Source organism: Halorarum halophilum, from assembly GCF_013401515.1.
Classification (GTDB): domain Archaea; phylum Halobacteriota; class Halobacteria; order Halobacteriales; family Haloferacaceae; genus Halorarum; species Halorarum halophilum.
The window spans coordinates 14,507-33,055 of the sequence record NZ_CP058531.1 but is presented as its reverse complement, the minus strand read 5'-3'; the positions used below and the strand labels follow the sequence as shown (position 1 = coordinate 33,055).

Sequence of the window (18,549 nt, the reverse complement as noted above, 5' to 3'; positions counted from 1 at the left end):
TTTCGCACGTTCTACCAGTGGTAGGCCAGACGGCCGAAGAGAATCCTTACGGGAAGACCACCTCACCCGAACGGACTCGGGTGGGCGATCTCCAATCGCAAATGGGCGCGTTGCCGCCGGGTCAGGGCAGTGTGCCCATCCGCGAAGACTAGGCCCGGAAGTATTGTTCTCCTGTCCTTACTCGATCCTGGTTTTCGAAAGGGCTCCTTACCTGGCAGCGCAGCATGGAAACCTCCGGAGTTCGACGATCGTGAAGGGCTTCGACGGAGTTCTCTCCTCTGATACGTTGTAACGCCACTTGGAGTGGCTCCACGGTGTTGTGAGGATCCGTTTGACAAATCTGTGGACGCAGCCTCAGTTCATGCTTCGTAAGCATCGACCATTTCCGAGGATTGATCGAGGAGGGTTTTGATGTCGTATGGATACTTGTCCTCGTTGATCGCGTTAAACTTCCTTTGGGCGTCCTAGGTGAGATCACTTCCTGTTGCCATAGCCTACTTATCAGCCACGGATTAATTAGAAGTGGCGGGGCCGGCCACCTATTCATGGTTTATATCCAGATTGAACTATTTAGGTGGGTGATATTGGATTTTAGTTTCTCCACCAGATTGGTGAGGTTCTCGAGGCGGTGGTTCATCTTTGCAAGTTGGTAGCTGCCGTCTTCATCCGATACGATACTTAATTTATCTAATAGCATATTAAATAATACTATACTCACCATCTATTCTATATAAGGGCGTATGAAATCCATCAGGGTCAGTCGATGTCGCCTAAGACATCGGGACTGTTCATCATGCGACGCGGAACCTTCTGTCCCCCCCGACAAGGAGCCCTCTATCGAGTGCGTCGTCCAGGGCAGCGGTCGCCTCATCGAGGGATAATCCGTTCCTCGTGGCGAGTATTGTGGTGGTATGCTTGGGGACAGTGTCCGGCTGCTCTGGAGTCGCCTCGTGGTGAACGATTCGGACGATTTCTCGGTCGCGTCGCTTGTAGCCATGTTCTCCGTTGGATCCAAGCGTGATGAGTCCAGTACACCTTCACTCCGAGGCCAACATATAAAGGTTAGCTAGACAACACTATGGGGTGACGATGGAATTCCAGTTCGAGTGTGGGTGTGGTGAGCAAGTTGCTGACTTCACACGTGGCAGTGATGTCGAGGTATCTACCAATTCTGTCTGCGAGAACTGTGGAACCTTGTATGCACTGACCATCACAACGATTCAGAATCAGTACGACTGAGTGCCTGTGTTTTTGCACGATTGGCAACGGAGCTCGGTTCTAATTTCACATGTCGGTGATCTGCTCGTGGAGTCAGTTCCTATCCACTCCGCTGATTCGATTTGGGCTTCCCTCTGGCAACGTCTTTAGGTTCCGGAGATTATCCGCGGATTCGGTGTGTACACTCGCTGATGAACGTGTTGAGGTTGCGCGCTGTCTGCGGGGCCAAGGAGACGAGAACGCCGCGATCGTCTCCAGTTGAAAAGTGAAGGATGATTGCTTCATCGAAGGTACGAACTGTAGCGTGTAGGTCGCCGAACGGGAACGCCTACTCTTCCGTCGACGTCGTTTCGGGGCGGAGCCGCGTCAACATCCGGTCGATCTGGCTCAGCATCCGCTCTTCTCGGAGATCAGCTCGGAGGTAGACCATATCTGTTTCTGGTCCGTCGTAGCGGATGGTTCCTCGTTGATACTCTCCGGCTTGTCTTGGAGGTATTCCACAAGTTCGGACGAGGACATACGCCCAGTACTGAAGGGAGAAATAATAATCTCTCTGAATAATTGTGATTTCTCTAACTGAGTCCAATCTGGTTCGCTGCCACGGAGGGGCTGCTGAGTATTGGCTATTTCCGGTAGTGCCGTATTGCCGATCAACGTGGCGGTTGCTTGTCCTTCTATCGAATCGTTGCACTGAGGGTCATTCGTGGCCCTCGATGGATAGAGGTGGAAAGCTGATCGATGCGGATGAATCATTATTCGAGCAGTGAAGAATACCGATGTTCGGTTCCCTTGTACCTCCTCTGGGATACACAGTTCGTAGTAGTTCGGAAGCGATTTTATACAGATGTAGACGTGAGTGAACTATCGCACAAGTCTTTCATGGTTTAACACTGTTGTATGACGGGTGTCATACGCTGAATGCTACCCAGAGAAGGCTCCAAAGGTAGACCAACTAATGGATACGTTGTGCAGTTCCCTCCGACGGGAAGTAATCCATATGTTTGAATCAGCCCCCACGATTGACACTGCTTCTCTGGAGGAGGTCGCCACCCACATTGACCGTCGAGTTCCAGAGACGACTCCTACTGAATTAGAAACGACTCTTCATCACGTTCACCTCCCGAAACTCGAAAACAGAGGCTGGATTGACTATGATTCTCGGATGGGGGAGATACACTATCATGGAAAAGATGACGCTGAGCAGCACTTAGCCGAACTCACTGCCGTGTTCGCATAGTAGCGCTGGTCTATTCGCAGAACTACGAAGCAACTGATTCTCCTTAAGATATGGGGAACAAAGAGCTGAAGTTTAATGGTCGGACGGACTGACTCATTTCCCGGTCGTTCTCGATATTACCACTCTCGAATAGGGTGCCCGCTAACTGATGCTACTCGACATTCAGAGGAACACCGTCATAGAGGCCAAACTCATAGTTCACTACCTCGAGGACATCCTCACCTGGCCAGCTAAGATTCTGCTCTCATTGAATTCGAACTAATCAGGAGGTGAGAAAAAAATTGCTAACTATCGAGGTACTGGGATTCCCAGTCCTGTCGAGCTTCGATCTCACGCCGGCCACGGCCGGAAATCGTATACACATTCGTGCGGCGGTCTTTCTCACCCTTCTCGACAAGACCTTTCTCGACGAGCGTGTCGAGGTTTGGATAGAGCCGACCGTGGTGGATCTCTTTCTCATAATAGTCGTCGAGTACGTCTTTGAGGGCGAGTCCGTGAGGTTCATCGAGGCCAGCAACAACGTACAAGAGGTCCCGCTGGAACCCAGTGAGGTCATACATCGTCCTGTCCACTGATACAAGCCGTATTGTATAATGCCTGCTTATTCGAGAAGTAGTACTCTTCCTTCCCGTGAAGCAGGGCAACCATGCCCCGCAGAGGCGGGTACTGCGTGTTGCTGAACAGGCGAATTAGGTGGTGTTCTCGGATGGTGATGAAGTCTCGCTGTCTCACGTATTGGGAGCTGGATCTGAAGCCTTCTGTCTCCTGCTCCCAGAAGTTGGAGGACTTGTGAATTACGATTGATGTGATCAATCGGATCGGCCCCGTCGCCTTAGCTGGCGAAAAACAGGATGTCGAGTTCGAGGCAGCGGACCACAACGAGTAAACTGGACTAGAGCAGAAGTTCATTGAAACCAAGATGTGTGTATCTCATCTTCGGTACCCTTCGCTCGCTCAGCATACTGGTTCTGGAAACGATGGTCAACAACGGTCCGCTGTCGCTATCTAACTTCATTCTTCTCGGTAATCGCAGTTCTCAGCTCTCACTACAACATTTCTTTGTCCATATCGACACCAGATTAGTCCGGGTAGTGCCTACTGGTTTGCTATCGTGGGAGATATTCGTCTCCCTCAATAACGATCGATCCTAAGCCGGATCTTGTAGATAATCCACCCGCTATGCAAGCACTAGTCTATTTGTTTTACCGACGGCCAGCGAATCTCCCTCAAGCACGGGATCTTCTGGATGCAACAGCCCTTATACGCAGTTTAGAAACACAAACCCCTTCCAGCAATTACAACATGAATCGAGATACGACTTGTTGGGAACGAGCATCACTCATCTGTTTGGAGACGGAGTCGATCTCATCAAGCAGTCCAAGCCATTAGTTCACGATCCACGAGAAGTGCGACTGGCCTTTCCTATGGAGTGATACTGATGGGACTACTCGCGTTCGGAGTCAGGCTTACTATTAAAGATGCTCAGCTCGTCTTTGAGTGTGCTTGAGTCGGATGGGATTTTTGTTGTGAAGGACGACACGCCTGCTCGCGAATTGATTCGTAGAGATCGATTCCCCACTCAACAAACTCATCGTTCGAACTCAGCAAGATCGCGGTGTGTCTACCGTTCCCTGTTTCGTTGAAAGCCCCAATTGCCACCTTTCGATCGTCGTAGATTCCGATTCCAAGCGTCATTTTATCAGGCAGTCGGAGTAACCGATACCGATCGTATTCGGAGTCATCAATGAGGTGCGCCGTCTGCTCGTTTTCTCGGATTTGCTGGTAAACCGACGCATCTACAATTGCCTCCCCGTCTAGCCCTAAGTTGAAAATTTTGTAGTAGGTAGTGAACAGCCGCGCGTTATAGATCGAGGTGAAGGCCCGGAAATGGTGGAGATTCCGATCACAGAGTTTCAGGGCCAATGAGAGAGCTTCCCCAGGAGAAGAAGGATCTGACACAGCGACCTCGGCTTCGGCGAGCGCTTCCGGTGGGAAATCAGCTCTTGCTGGTGAAAGCCGCTGGAGAAATGTCGACTTCTTGACCGATTGTGTGGTCCGGTCTATGATGGTCCGATGTGCTTCCAAGACCTCTGTTCCAGTCGACGTGAGTCGGTATCGTCCATGGTCTTCTCGACACCACCCCTGGCAAGTAAACGTGCTGAGCGTGCGCTGGATCGTCGATCGAGAGGGCGACATTCGTTCCTCTTGTGCGAGATTCCGAGGTCGAACCGAGCCACGGCTAAGTGCATACAATAATTGGCTCGCTGATGCCGACCGAGTTAACAGCGCCAACTGCTCGCGACTCACGACATCTGAGTGAGTAGATAACGACTGGACGACGAATTTCCCGCCAGCTGTGATTCGTTGCTCACGCGGGTTTTCACCCCGGTTCGTCAGCCCTCGCTTCGCGAGGTCTGCCAGATGTTTCGATGCTGTCTGGCGCGATACCTCTCCCATTTGTTCGATATCGGATGGTGTACGGTGCTGATGGTCGGTCAGGGCTTTGAGAACATCCAGACGGGAGGAGTCGACAAGCTCGTTAATGAAGTTCCGAATGTTAACTATCTGGCCTGTAAGCGGGTGTTTGACCTCCGGTTCGTCGTAGGTTGGCCCATGAGATTGGCGTTCGCTCGACATAAGTACACCTCCTATTGTCATTATTTCTCCCATTTCTAATGAAGATATTGGATATATATCTGATGAAAGGCCCAACACGGGAGCAGTAATCGCTGTTGTATTAGATACATTTCGTGTACACCCTCTGACGCTGTATAAGTGTATGGCGGGTATCAGGAACCGAAGAGACGTCCGGAGTTTTTACACTGACAGCGAATTTGATCGTCACTCATGGCAGCGCCTCTTCCCCCGAAACCATCTGGCCATCCCATTCTCAAACACGCACTACTATTCGTTCGCAATCCCTTCCAGTTCGTAGAGGTCGCCACCGCTGAGTGCGGGGATGTCTATCGAATGGATCTTCCCACTCTCGACGATATCCATGTCCTCACCCATCCTGAACAGCTCAAGCGTGTCCTCGTAACAGATGTTGACTCGTTTGGAAAAACGGAGGACTTCCAACGGGCGTTCGGGAGTGGTCTGCTCTCAACGGAAGGCGCACAGTGGCGGCGGCAACGAGAGGTTATGCAACCGCTCTTCTTCCGGGGACAGATCAGAGGCTATACCGATGAGATGGTTAAGTGTGCTGAGCGGCGCTTAGCGACCTGGGGCGATAACGAGCTTCTCGACGTCGAACGCGAGATGCGTAACCTCACGCTTGATGTGCTGTTCGCGACGCTCTTTGGTCGAGAATTAACTCCAGGTGAGGACGAAGGGCTCCGAGAGGCCGCCGATGGGCTCAATGGGTGGTTCGAGCCGACGTCCTGGGTACTACCGCCTTGGGTGCCGACGCCCGCACGTCGGGACTTCAAGCAGTCTCGCAAACGGCTCAAAGAAGAGGTTCGAAAGCTCCTCGCCGAGAATTCGTCTCGTCACACTCCTAGTGGCGGACCACCAGACCTCCTTTCTCAGTTGCAGATGGCTCGTGATACCGAGAAGGGTCCACAGCTGTCTACCGAGGAGATCGAGGATCAACTCGTCACGATGGTATTCGCGGGTCACGAGACTACGGCCGCAGCTCTTGGATTCATCTGGTACTTACTGGCGACCCATCCGCCGATTCGAGAGCGGTTCCATGACGAACTCAGTACAGTTCTCGACGGGGATCGGCCAGCAGCCGAGACGCTACCCAAATTAGAATTCACTGACCGAATCGTGACTGAGGCACTTCGGCTGTATCCACCGATTCACACGATTCCACGCCGGACAGACACCGAGGTGGAAATTGACGGGTTCCGCATTCCAGCGGGCGAGCAGATCCACCTCTCGGTGATCGATGCCCACCGAGACAAGCGATTTTATGATGATCCCTATGAGTTCCAGCCGGATCGATGGACGGATGGATCCGAAGAGGAACTCCACGACTTCGCGTACATTCCCTTCGGTGGGGGCCGTAGGACCTGTATTGGACGTGAGTTCGCTAGGCTAGAAGCGAAGATAATACTCGCAACAGTCGGTCAGCGATTCCAGTTTGAGTGGGATAGTTCGAACAGTCTCGAGATCGAACCACAAATGACGATGCGGACGTCGAACGGAATCCCAATGACGATCACTCAGCGCTGACCCCTCGACTCTAATCTCTTGTTTGTAACTAGTGGGTCTGACCGGTCAAGTCCCAGCAATCCTAATATCCAGAAATCAAGCAGAAGAGGGTCTGTCGGGCGGTATTGAAGCACCTTTGACGGTGTAAACTCGAATAAATATAACAGAGTTCCCACCGGGGTCAGAAGTGGAGGACCCCGAGATGACTTCGAGCGATACGCAGTCCGAAGAACAAGCACAGACCCACACATCCGTGGGTAATCGCATCCCAGGTACAACCCGGACGTATATCCAATCGGCGGGAAAGGTGGTCGTTGCTGCCCTCGTCGGAATGACCGCTCCTGCCTCCGCACAGGCAGGAGCGGGTATCTGTGGTACCCCCCTTGCGGACACGATCAATCAGGCTGCTCCACTCATCGTTGGCCTGCTGATGATCGGCGGCGCAATTCTCGCGTATATACTGCACAACGCCTCCGCGTTCCCGAAAAACCCCCAGTCCGTGCAAGAGATCAAGGACTGGCGGAACCGGGCGGCGTTCGCCTCCATCACGACGCCACTGTTCGCGCTCGTGATGGAGCTGTTCATTGGGTTCACGGGCGTCAACCTCGCGACCTGTGTCGACCTCGTCCCGTTCATCTGAATTCCCACGACGGAGCGATCCAACGACCGCTCCCCACCTTCCCCTGATGAATAACTCCACACATCTGCTCGGGCTCGTACTCCTGCTGGTTGTTAGCACCGCTGCCGCATCCCCAGCCACAGCACTCCCACCGACGCCCGTATCCAGTGATGAACCGCCTAGACCGTCCTCACTGTCGTCGACATCGTCTTTGTCGCTGATGACACCGACGACGCCGGCGACTCCCACGACCCCGGCTGTGCCTGCGAACAGCACGAACGGGTCAGCGGTCAACGCGAATGGCGTGTGTAATGGCGTCAGCGGTATCGGTGGGCAAGTCTGCCAAGGGCTGGTACAGACCGTCGACGCTGTCGGCGACGACGTCAAAGACTGGGTGCTCTCTCAGCTCCAGAACGCCGCCGAGGACGTCGTTCAGATGCTGGTCAGCCGGCCCGTCCCACTCCGAAACGGAAACGTGGCACTCGCCGGTGAGCCGACCAACCCACCGATGACCACGGTCCGCGCTGTATGGCTCAACGTGGGCCTGCCCGCCGCGATCGGCGTGTGGATACTCTCAATGCTCCTGCTCCGACTCACCGCATTCCTGCCGTCCGGCCCGACAGTTGAGGCGAAAACGAAACTATCGGAGGGGTGGATTGCACTCTTCCGAATCCTCGCGTCGTGGATCTGGTGCTCGCTCGTGTTGCACCTCTCGCTCGGGATCGCACAGACGTTCGCGCCCACCGGTGATGAGATCTTCACGAGCCTCCAGTCGGTGGTAGGGACGGCGGGCAGCGCCGGCGCTGCGGCGATCCTGATCTACCTCTCGTCGGGCGTCCTGCTCGCACTCATCGCGATTGTGTTCGGGTTGTCCTACGTCGCCCCGTTCATCCTGATGCCGGTGTACCCGGTGTTCATCGCACTGTCGTTGCCGGACATCTGGATCTTCGAATGGATCGCCCAGAAAGGCGAGTTCTTCCGGTCGTTGTTCGCGCCCGCGGCACTCATGCCTGTCCCGACGGCGATCATCCTCGGGGTCGGCTATCCCGTGGTGAATGCGCTTCGAGGACAACTCGGCTGGGCAGCAGGCTTGGTGATTGGCGACGATGTCATGATGGTGATGGTGCTGACGTTGTGGTTCACGGCACTGACTGCCCCGTTGTTCTTATTCGTTGGCGGGCGAAAGATGCGCCCATTACAGATGTTTGCCGCCGGTGCCCTCGGCGCAGCTGCTGGACGGAGCTTCTCCCGATCCAATCTGAACCTCGGTGGTTCGGGTCGGTCGGGAGCATCTAGTAGCGACGAGGGAGTCAATACTGCCGGCGCCGGACGGGCGGTCGACCCGCTGAATGGCTCACCGTTCTCGCATGAGAACAACGATGCGTTCGGCGGCCGACTCGGACCGGCGAACGGTTCCGAGGTCGCCGGTGAACTCGGCGATGGCAGTTCGAGGGTCGAAGGTGTCCGCGGGCCACCGGCACCCCCGACGTCGCCCTCGTTCGGCGCGACTGGCGGCACGAACGAGAGTACGTCTGCCTCAGCTGTGTCCGCCTCGAGTAGTTCCACGAAGAGTAGTAGTGCGAGTTCGAGCGCGTGGGACCAAATCACTAGCCGCCCGACGCAGGAGTACGCTGACAGCGTTCCTGACGGGCTCGGCTTCGAGAAAGCGATGACTCGGATGGAACTGGATCAAGACCAGTACAATGCGGGCTATTTCAAGGACGACGGTGAGTTCAAGTCCGTCAGTCAAGGGGACTCGAACTCCGGTTGGCTACTTGATGAAGGAGGGCTCAAGGAACTCTCAGAGAAACGTGACGGAGAACCTGTTGTTCTCTACGATGAGTCGCACGAGACCACCTACGACGCCCGAAGGGTAGTCCAAGATGGGGAGTACCGGCAGGGACGGTACGAGCGGCAACACCACGACAGTATGAATGCTGTTCGGGAGACTCAGCGATGACCAGAGACGCTGATTATAGTGAGGCAAGCGATGCCGCACTCAAACGGGACCGTCATACCTGCCAACTCTGTGGGACTATCGGGTACCCCAAGACGGAACGGGGACTCGCCGCCGTTCCAGTCAAACAAGATGACCATCGAGTCGAGAACCTTGTCACTGTCTGCCACGATTGCCTAAAGAAGGATGACGAACAGCTTCGCGAAGAGACATCCACAGCTAAGGCACGGCGTCAGCGCAGAATGGGTAGCCAAGACGCAAATCAGACCTCTAATATCGACAGCGACAGGATGGTGTCGTCATCGCTTCGAACTCGGCTTCACACGGCTATCGGAACAGTCGGGAATGAGCTACATTCCCTACTTCCTGAGCGACAAACAGCTGAAGTAGAGACGAGTGACCAGCTCATTCATCGGGTTGCTCGACGCGATAACTACAACTGCCAGGTCTGTGGGAGTGTAGTCATTCCTAGAGGCCGTGTCGGGTACGTCATGGGATCAGTACAGCCAGAAGGAGAGATTGACGGTCCCATTGATGAGAACATCACGATCTGCTGGGACTGTGTCGAGTGGGAAGACAACAATGTCGCTGACCAGAAAACGAAGCGGGCGATTGAACTCAAGACTGCAAGTAAGGAGCCTTCGCTGAAATATACGAAGGCGTGCCTACGCGAGTTCTCCGAGAAACTCCGTGTCTTCGCTCACACAGGACGGGCAGTCATCCTTCGACGAGCGCTTGTCGCGACAATCGGACTGACTGTACTACTCGCGATGGGTGTTGCAGCTGCCGGTGCTATCGGAGCGTTATTCGTTTCCCCCGAAACGGGGCTCCACTGGGCGGGGTCCACAGTTACCCAGTACCAAGCTATCGGATCGGTACTATTCGATCGTCCATGGCTCGCCTTCGTCGGGATCGCTGTCGGATACGTTGTCCACGTCTACGAGCAGGAGCGTGCCTACGAACGAGAACTATTCCGCGACAAACGACGACGTGGTGAGACACCATCAGTTGGACACGGCCGCCCGCGCTGGCAGTTCGTCGCCGGCCTTGCCGCCGTCGGACTGTTTGGCGCGGTCGACTGGATTCTTATCCGGCACAATGTCTTCCCCGAAGGGATGCTGTTCGGTGCGCTCATCTTCTGGAGCGTCGGGTCAGCCGGCGTCGCGTTCTACCTCCGAAAAGCACTCCGCAAAGACCGCGATATTCACGGACAGCCGGTCAACCCAGCGCCGTGGGTGTTCGGCTCCTGGTACGCGCTGTTCGTCGCGCTCGCTGGTGCCACCACTTCATACCTAACTTCGGGTTCGCTTCTCCCTCCCACTGTCTTCGAGTCCACGCTGATTGCCACCCCAGCCGTCGGTGCGTTGTACGTTGGTCGCCGGCTGGCTGAACAGCGGTCAGTGTGGGGTGCGCGCACTATGTACAGCATCCGGTCGGTCATCGACCGCGTCTGGTCGCTCGACGACGACTGGCCGCCGACCGAGCAGAACCAGAAACACGCGAATCCTGACGACACAGACCCGCACAACGGCTAACTTCAATCCAATCCATGAGCAACAGAAGCCGCGATCCCCACCGACGGGTACTCGATGAGTTCGGCGCCGACGACGAAATCGTCGGCGTTGATATCGACTACAGCCTCGACGACCTCAAGCTGTTCATCCCCGCAATGTTTGGGGCCTTGCTGGTTGTCTCCCTCAGCTCTCGCCTCGGCGGGCGCTGGGGAGTCACGATCGGCCTCACAGTGGCACTTGCGATCTTACTCGTGGCAGGTGCGATTGTCTACATCGCGCCGAACCACATGACGCCGCATCGATGGCTTGCGCGTATCGCGCGATTCGCCACTCGCGAAACCACCCGCTCTGCCGTGGACACAGCCCCCGAGGACCGCCCCGAGACACTCACACAGGTCGCCCGATTCGTCCCCGAAGCCGATACGGTAGAGCGACAGGACGGCCACCTTGTCGCCGCCGTCCGCGTCGACCCAGCGAACATGGCGCTCGCGACCCATGACGAGTGGGACGGGGCCGCCGACGCACTTGGCAACGCGTTGAACACGCTCAGTTTCCCGATCCAGATTCACGCCAGCGCCCGGTCGATCGACCCTGAGCGGATCACCGAGAGCTATCGGGATCGCCGTGACGACCCCGACGTCCAGGCGAACGACGCGCTTCAGAACATCGTCGAAACGTACGAGACACGCCTTCCGGCGGAGTTCCGGGCACGAGGCACCAGCCTCCGCGAGTACCACATCCTCGTGCCGGTCAGCATCCGCGACGTACAGTTGGCCGAGCGGGGGGCGACCTCACAGCTCCAGTCGCTCCCCTACGTCGGCGGGTTACTCGCGTTCATCGGTGCCGAGAGTAGCGGCCTCTCAGACGCCGAAGTCGAACAAGAACAGCGCGAGACGCTCGAACAGCGCCTCGACGACGTGCAGGCGGCCATCCGTGGTCTCGACTCGTGCGATTGTGAGCCCGTCTCGGCCGACCGTCTTGCAACGCTGATCGAGGAGTTCTGGACGGGCCGCCGTACCCAGTATCGTTCGACGACCGACCGCGTTCGTTCCATACCCGTCGTCACGGTTGGCGACGCCGACAAGAGGGTCTAACACATGCCACTCATCAAAACGCTACTCGACCGCTTCACCAGTATCGACGTCGACGACGACCAGACACTTGACGAGTCCGACGCCCACGCCCAGAACGTCGGCCCCGCGAGTATCCGGCTCGAATCCGATGCCACCCGCTCCGGTGATCAGTGGGTCAAGACGCTCATGATCACCGACTGGCCTGATACCGCAAATCCGGGCCATCTCGACACGATCACGACCCACCCGAGCGCCGACGTTGGCCTCTCGATTCACGCCGAACCCCGTGAGACGGAACAAGCGATCACGCAGGTCGAAAACGCGATCCGTGACCTTCAGACCGTTCACCGAGGCAAACAGGAGAACGGCGATCCGTCGATTGGGCTGACCGAACGACGGATCAGCGACCACGAGGACGTGCTGACGCAGTTGACAGATGAGTCGCAGTCGATCTTCGATGTCTCGGCGTACCTCCCTGTCCGGGGGGAGTCAAAAGAACAGGTCGAAAAACGGTGCCAGCGGATTCGCGCGGAACTCGAAAAGCAACAGCTCACCGTTCGGTCGGTCGACTATGACCAGTCTGACGGACTGGTGAGCGCGAGTCCCGTCGCGAAGGACACCATCAGCGAGTGGTTGCCGAGTGCGACCACGCCGATGCTCGGCAGCGCCCTCGGTGCGCTGTTCCCGTTCTCCGCGTCGACGTTGATCGAAGAGTCCGGTGTCCTCTACGGCTACCACGCCACGACGGATGCGCCCGTAGTCGTGGACCGCTTCCAGCGGCCGAACGGCTACAACGTCCTCGCGGCGGCGCAGGTCGGGTCGGGTAAGTCAGTCACGGCAAAACTCCTGAACCTGCGTGAGATCGCCAACGACTCTGAGACGATCCTCATCATGGTCGACCCGCTGGAGGGCTTCCGGAGTCTCGCGGACGAACTCAGCGCGGAACACATCATCGTCGGTGGCCGCCAGCAGATCAACCCGCTCGAAATCGAGGCGACCCCACAGCACGTGCTGGAGCGGACCTCCAAGTTGAACCCGTACGGCCAGCGGGTGTCGAGCGTGATGGGCTTCTTCACAACCTACTTCGGACACATCGATAGCGCCGGTTCCGGGTTGGACAAGGAGGAACGAGCGATCCTCGGTGACGCCGTCCACGAGGCGTACCGGCGGCAGGGAATCACGACCGACCCGGCGACCCACAGCAACGGGAGCCCCACCGTCATCGATGTGTTTGAAATCCTTGGCGAGATGGCCGAGGACGTCGACGCGTTCGTGGCAAACGCTGAGTCGGACCTGACGGAAGTCACGGCGACCGAGTCCGAGAAGTGGGGCGAACTCGCGGCGAACCTCCGCATCTCGATGCGGCCATTCACCGGCGACGGCGAGTTCGACAACCTCGCTGGGTCGTCCGACATCGATCTCGAGGGCGAGACGGTGTCGTATCTCGACCTCCAGCAGGGTGAGGCCGACCAGGAGATTGCGCTCATGTTACAGGTACTCTTTGACACCGTGTACGAGCGCGCCAAGCAGACGGACAAACGCGTGATTCTCGCCATCGACGAGGCGCACTACCTGATGCAAAGTGAGGGGTCGCTCGACTGGCTCGAACGTGCCTATCGACACAGCCGCCACCACGACCTCAGCGTCCACCTGGTCACACAGGAGATTAGCGACTTCTTCGTTCACGAGAAAGCCGAGGTGCTGGCGAACGAGTCGTCGATCAAACTCCTCCAGAAGCTTCCCGGCCTCTCAGAAGAGCATCGGAAGAAGCTCGGTTTGAGCGCACGGGAGGCACAATTCCTTCGTGACGCCAAGCCGGGCACCCGCGAGCGTGGGTATAGTCACGCGCTCGTCTGTGTTCAGGATAAAGGCCGGTATCCGGTGAAGGTCACGGCGTTGCCCGAGGAGATGGAAATCGTCGACCCGCCGGAGGACGAGCCGAACGACGAGAGTGCCGTCGGGTCGGGGGTGACCGTATGAGCAACGCTCGTGAGTACCTCCGAGTGCGCCCCTCGTCACAGTCGCTTCACACCGAGGCGATCCCGCGACTGATCGAGAGTCTCCACAAGGTCACGGTCGAGGAGTCCACGAGTGGCGTCACACGGCTGTTGCCCGGAGACGGGTCGTATCCCCCGCAGTTCGAGTTCCTCGCGCTGAGTGAGGGCGCAGACGAGCCTGTGGAGTTCTACGTCGGCGCCGACGGCGACCTGACCACGTTGGAAGACCGACTGGAGTCGATGTACCCGACCACGTTCGACATCGACCGTGTGGAGATGGACGTCGCCCACCGACTCGTCCATCCGGTCGAGTACCAGCGAGAGGAGTTTGCCGACCGGCTCGACAGCGACTCGCTCTACTACACGCCCGGTGCGGCCGACATGATTGACGACGGCACGAGCGGGCTGAGCATTCTCGGTGACGGCGGTTTGCTGACGAGAGAGAAGCAGGAGACCGAGGGAGACACGGACGACAACGAGACGGGCGAGAGTGACGACCCTGCTGACGAGGAGAACGAAGCAGACGACGAAGAGGACATCCCCGATCCGACGGCGGTTGAGTATAGCAACGGCACGTTCCGTCTCGATGACGCACAGCGTTGCGTCGAGCCAACCACGCTCACCCGCCCGACGCTCACCGACGACGGGACAGTCCTCGCCCGGCCACCGATCAACGACCTCACACCGATGGGCGTCCGGTGGCACGCGCTCGCCGCAGAGCACAAGCAAGACTGGATGATGACCATCGCCGATTTCCACGACCAGACGGCCTCCCCGTCCGACGACTCCGAGCGGCGGGTGCCGCTCGCGACGATCATTGACCATCTCGTTGAATCCGAGGCACCCATCGCCTTCCAGGTCGTGTTCCGGCGGAAGGCAGACTGGTCGCCCGACGCGTGGCAGCGCAAACACGACATCAAACACAATCTAGATACGTGGTATGGGAAGATCTGGGACTTCATCGAACCCACCACGCCCGACGAACACGAACTGAGCGACCGTGACGAGATGCGGCTAGATCAGCTCGACGACAAACAGCCCAAGCGGACGTTCACAGTCAACGCCCGTGCCGTCGCAATCCCGAGCGACGACACGACTGAGGAAGAACTGGATACGCGCCTTGACGCCCTTGCCTCAGGCTTCGACGCGCTCGATGGCGAGTTCTACCAGTTCAACGGCCACCGCCTGCGCGGGAGCGGCTTCCGTCAGAGCAAGAAAGAGCAGTACGCCCGGAGCGCCCTCGAACGTCTACTGGACCGTAAACTCGTCACCGGTGGCCGCAAGACTCGGTTTGATTTCACGTTCAACGCCAGCGAACTCGCGAACCTCATCACGGTTCCGTCGGGGGAAAATCTCTCGATGGAGGGCCGCCGAGGGACCGACGCGAAACAGGAGAGCCAGAATCCGCTCCAACGGCCGGCGCCTGATCACGCCGATTCCTTCCACGACACGGGTGGGCTGGCGATCGGCCGAGCGTTGGACGAGACAGGGACGCCCGAGGACGACCCGACCTACGTCCCGCCGTCGCTCCTCCCGACCCACTACGGCCGGTTCGGGACCACTGGGTCAGGCAAGTCGAAGGCGCTGATCAACGACGCGCTGTCGCTGTACGAACATACGGACGGGCCAATCGTCCTGGTCGACCCGAAGGGTGACGGCCTGCCCGAGAACTACATGCGGTCCCACGCCGCCCGCTTCGGCGTCGACGACATGGAGGAGAACGTCGTCCATTTCTCGATCCCCGACATTCTGCCCGGCTTCTCGTTCTTCAATCTCCGACCGGCGCTCGACAATGGCCTGAGTCGGATCGATGCGATCCAGCGGACCGCCGACCACTACGAGGAGATCCTGAAGCTCACGATGGGAAGCGCCAAGTACGAGAGCGCGACCGTCGCTCCGACGCTCATTCGGGCGCTCATCTCCGCGCTTTTCGACGCCGAGTATGGGCGAGACAACGGCCAGTACCGCGCGGATGAAGACTACTTCGCCCATCGGCAGCTCGAATACGCGCTTGATCAGTTGTGGCAAGCCGGGCCACCCAAGCCACAGCCCGAACACGCGCCGCAATCGAGCGATCCCGACGACCGGCGGCGGATCGACCGGCAACTCCAGTTGGACCAGACAGCGTTCAGTCGCGTGATGGGAGGGGTCAGCAACCGCCTCGCGTATGTTTCACAGGACGGGCGGCTGCGAGACATCTTCAACAACACTGACCAAGAGTTCGACTTTCGGGAGGTGCTTGATGACGATACGGTCGTCATCTTCGACCTTGGCAATCTGCGGGCCGAACCGACGAAACTTCTGAGCGGCCTGATTCTGAGCAACCTCGAGGACGCGCTTCGCGAGCAGTCGGACGACCTCTCCGACAAGCCCGAGGAGTACGTGGTCAATCTCCTCGTCGACGAGGCGGCGTCGGTTGTCACGTCGGACATCATGAATCGACTGCTGGAACAGGGTCGTGGCTTCCGGCTGTCGGTCGGGTTGTCGATGCAGTTCCCCGAACAGATCGAGGAGGAAGGTGGCCGGCGGCTCTACCTAAACGCGCTGAACAACATCGGTACGACGCTGGTCGGGAAAATCTCGGTCGACCGCGAGATCGCGGAGGCGATGGCTCATGAGGAGATGAGCCCCCGAGAGTTCAAAGACCGAATCGCGTCGCTCCCGCGTGGGGAGTGGATCGCCCAAGTGCCGAGTCCGACGTTCGGCGAGACGGGCCCCAAGCCGTTCAGCGTCGACCCGCTACCGATCCCCGAGGGCCACCCCGAGAGCGACGAGCCGTTGACCGGCGAGAAGTCGAAGCGTGTCGAGAGCGCGATTGACCGAGTGCAGACCCGAACCGACGAGGTGTTCGGTGTACCCGAACCGGAGCCCGAGCCGCGTGACTCCCCGGAGGACGTGCAGGAGCGACTCAGCACGACGAACGCCGACCTCGATCAGGCGCTCGCGAAGGTTGTCCGCACCATCCAGCTCAGACACGAGGTGCGCGAGGAGAACGGCGAGGTGCCTGTCGAGGAGGTGGACGAGGAACTACGCGAACTGTTCACCGCCGGTGACGAAAACGTGGAGCCGCCGAGTTACGACGAACTGGGAGCGGTCCGAGAACGCTCACAGTTGCTCACTGTCGGACTCGACACAGAGGAGGACCAGCTGGTCATCTCGCTCACCGAGCGCGGCGAGGAGGCCGTCGCGCCCGACACAGGCGACGTGCAGGCGGCGGGCAGCGAAGACCACGACAACGCCGTGTACGAGGCGGAACGAGCGCTGACTACGGCAGGGTTCAATACGACGGTCGTCCCGCAGGATGGGAGCGAACAGCCCGACGGACGGGCGACCCATCCCGACTTGGACGACGAGTTCGTGATCGAAGTCGAGACCACGACACCGAGTAAGCCAGCGAAACTGCTGACGAATCTCCGAAAGGCACAGGACGAAGAGGCGATCCCGCTGTTCATCGTCCGGCCCGAGGAGAACGACTCATACTGGGCCGAGCGGATCGAGGGAATTCTGCATCCCCCGGTCAAGGAGATCGACGACAGCAACGAAATTCGCCTCTACACGTTCCCCCACCAGCTGGAGGTGCGGCACATTGAGACCGGCCAGCGGTTGACGGCTGTCCGTCCGGCGACCAGCAACGATGACACGCGAATGTCGATGTGGCGACGCGACGAGGAAACCGGAGACGCGGTTCTGCCTGTTGAAGGCGATAGCGACGATGCGCGGATTCAGCGTGTTGACACGGCGATGGACCGCGATGTGCCGGCGGTCTACACCTATGACCCCGACATCAACCAGTACATCGTTCTGGAGGACGACACCACCCACACCTACGACTCGAAAGAGGCGTTTGAGACCGAGTGGGTGCCGATCAAGAAGCCGTTCATTCCCGAACGGGAACTGCCTGTCCCCGAATACACCCACGACGCATACGCGATTGTCATCCTCCCCGAGGGTGGCGATCCGGTCGTCTACCAGCAGGGTGAGACAGCACCGATTGAGACGCTCGTTGACGACGGTCCGCAGCTGGCTACCGCGGAGGCCGACGATCAACTTGATCAGACCGAAGCGACGAGTGCTGAGACAGTACCCAGTAACCCGGACGGGTCCCCCGAGGAGACACCGTCTACGATTGAACCCGATAAAGCGGAAGCAGAGTCGGACCCCAACCCCGAGGCGACCGCTGAAGCCGCCGAGGAATCCGACCAAGCAAACAGCATTGCCGACCTCGACAAGAAGGAAGCACTCGGCATCTTCGCGGACCAGCACCTCACCGAGACTGACGAGGACGTAGCCGTTCGAAAGTCGAAGGTGTACTCAGCGTACGAGTCGTGGGCAGACGACCTTGGCGTTGAGGTAGTGAGCAATAGCTGGTTCACACGACGGCTCAAGGAGTATATCGAAGTAGAGACAGATAGACAGAGAATCGACGGTGAATTGACCCACCTCTTTGTCAGCTTCACGCTCGACACAGAGGACGACTCCACCTAATATTTCGAGAAGATGTATGAAATATCCGACTTTCGGAATCGCAAGAGGGCGAAGTGTTCCACCCAATCTAACGGGACCGCCGTGATCATGTTTAGTGTTCCGCCCAAAATCGCAGGACGGCAGAGTGTTCCACCCATTTCTGACGCGACATCCCGCTCATTCGTGTCAGCCCGATGCGTGGAACATTGGGTGGAACATCGCCATGTCGGGCGATTATCGGCTCAGATCGAGTGTTGTTCCGACCAAAATCCGACTAGTAGAGTGGTGGGGGGTGGCCGTCGGAGAGTGGGT

General features: G+C 58.1%; 10 protein-coding genes. 8 read left to right on the top strand and 2 right to left on the bottom strand.

The window, feature by feature from the left end:
* Positions 1-2,173: 2,173 nt before the first annotated feature.
* Positions 2,174-2,455, top strand: coding sequence for a DUF7344 domain-containing protein (locus tag HUG10_RS22300; RefSeq protein ID WP_449272364.1), 282 nt, complete (start codon positions 2,174-2,176; stop codon positions 2,453-2,455).
* Positions 2,456-2,739: 284 nt separating this feature from the next.
* Here the strand turns inward: HUG10_RS22300 and HUG10_RS19665 are convergent, their stop codons facing one another.
* Together HUG10_RS19665 and HUG10_RS19660 are read right to left on the bottom strand one after the other, a co-directional pair.
* Complete coding sequence (locus HUG10_RS19665; RefSeq protein WP_179171405.1) at positions 2,740-3,015, bottom strand: helix-turn-helix transcriptional regulator; 276 nt, start codon at positions 3,013-3,015, stop codon at positions 2,740-2,742.
* 922 nt (positions 3,016-3,937) lie between these two features.
* The gene (locus tag HUG10_RS19660) at positions 3,938-5,092 is read right to left on the bottom strand and encodes a MarR family transcriptional regulator (protein WP_179171404.1); all 1,155 of its coding nucleotides are present in this window, start codon (positions 5,090-5,092) and stop codon (positions 3,938-3,940) included.
* Positions 5,093-5,302: 210 nt separating this feature from the next.
* Here HUG10_RS19660 and HUG10_RS19655 point away from each other — a divergent pair, with 210 nt between their 5' ends.
* From HUG10_RS19655 to HUG10_RS19625, 7 genes are all read left to right on the top strand, one after another.
* The gene (locus HUG10_RS19655) at positions 5,303-6,634 is read left to right on the top strand and encodes a cytochrome P450 (RefSeq protein ID WP_179171403.1); all 1,332 of its coding nucleotides are present in this window, start codon (positions 5,303-5,305) and stop codon (positions 6,632-6,634) included.
* Between the two features lie 166 nt (positions 6,635-6,800).
* The gene (locus HUG10_RS21890) at positions 6,801-7,253 is read left to right on the top strand and encodes a hypothetical protein (protein WP_246310501.1); all 453 of its coding nucleotides are present in this window, start codon (positions 6,801-6,803) and stop codon (positions 7,251-7,253) included.
* Positions 7,254-7,452: 199 nt separating this feature from the next.
* Entirely contained in the window at positions 7,453-9,192 is a 1,740-nt protein-coding gene (locus tag HUG10_RS19645) for a hypothetical protein (protein ID WP_179171402.1), read from the top strand.
* A 488-nt stretch (positions 9,193-9,680) separates the two neighbouring features.
* Positions 9,681-10,724, top strand: coding sequence for a hypothetical protein (locus HUG10_RS19640; RefSeq protein WP_179171401.1), 1,044 nt, complete (start codon positions 9,681-9,683; stop codon positions 10,722-10,724).
* A 14-nt stretch (positions 10,725-10,738) separates the two neighbouring features.
* Positions 10,739-11,797: a hypothetical protein gene (locus HUG10_RS19635; RefSeq protein WP_179171400.1), complete on the top strand. Its 1,059-nt coding sequence runs from the start codon at positions 10,739-10,741 to the stop codon at positions 11,795-11,797.
* A 3-nt stretch (positions 11,798-11,800) separates the two neighbouring features.
* The gene (locus HUG10_RS19630) at positions 11,801-13,756 is read left to right on the top strand and encodes a VirB4 family type IV secretion system protein (RefSeq protein ID WP_179171399.1); all 1,956 of its coding nucleotides are present in this window, start codon (positions 11,801-11,803) and stop codon (positions 13,754-13,756) included.
* Positions 13,753-18,258 (top strand): ATP-binding protein, encoded by a 4,506-nt coding sequence (locus tag HUG10_RS19625; RefSeq protein WP_179171398.1) that lies wholly within the window; start codon positions 13,753-13,755, stop codon positions 18,256-18,258. Before HUG10_RS19630 ends, HUG10_RS19625 begins: the two co-directional genes overlap by 4 nt.
* Positions 18,259-18,549 lie beyond the last annotated feature (291 nt).

What these genes read in the sequence shown, in the direction of transcription:
- HUG10_RS22300 (WP_449272364.1), top strand. Translation starts at nt 2,174, where the DNA reads ATGGATACGTTGTGCAGTTCCCTCCGACGGGAAGTAATCCATATGTTT.
- HUG10_RS19645 (WP_179171402.1), top strand. Translation starts at nt 7,453, where the DNA reads ATGACACCGACGACGCCGGCGACTCCCACGACCCCGGCTGTGCCTGCG.
- HUG10_RS19660 (WP_179171404.1), bottom strand. Translation starts at nt 5,092, where the DNA reads ATGTCGAGCGAACGCCAATCTCATGGGCCAACCTACGACGAACCGGAG.
- HUG10_RS19630 (WP_179171399.1), top strand. Translation starts at nt 11,801, where the DNA reads ATGCCACTCATCAAAACGCTACTCGACCGCTTCACCAGTATCGACGTC.
- HUG10_RS19635 (WP_179171400.1), top strand. Translation starts at nt 10,739, where the DNA reads ATGAGCAACAGAAGCCGCGATCCCCACCGACGGGTACTCGATGAGTTC.
- HUG10_RS19655 (WP_179171403.1), top strand. Translation starts at nt 5,303, where the DNA reads ATGGCAGCGCCTCTTCCCCCGAAACCATCTGGCCATCCCATTCTCAAA.
- HUG10_RS19640 (WP_179171401.1), top strand. Translation starts at nt 9,681, where the DNA reads ATGGGATCAGTACAGCCAGAAGGAGAGATTGACGGTCCCATTGATGAG.
- HUG10_RS19665 (WP_179171405.1), bottom strand. Translation starts at nt 3,015, where the DNA reads ATGTATGACCTCACTGGGTTCCAGCGGGACCTCTTGTACGTTGTTGCT.
- HUG10_RS19625 (WP_179171398.1), top strand. Translation starts at nt 13,753, where the DNA reads ATGAGCAACGCTCGTGAGTACCTCCGAGTGCGCCCCTCGTCACAGTCG.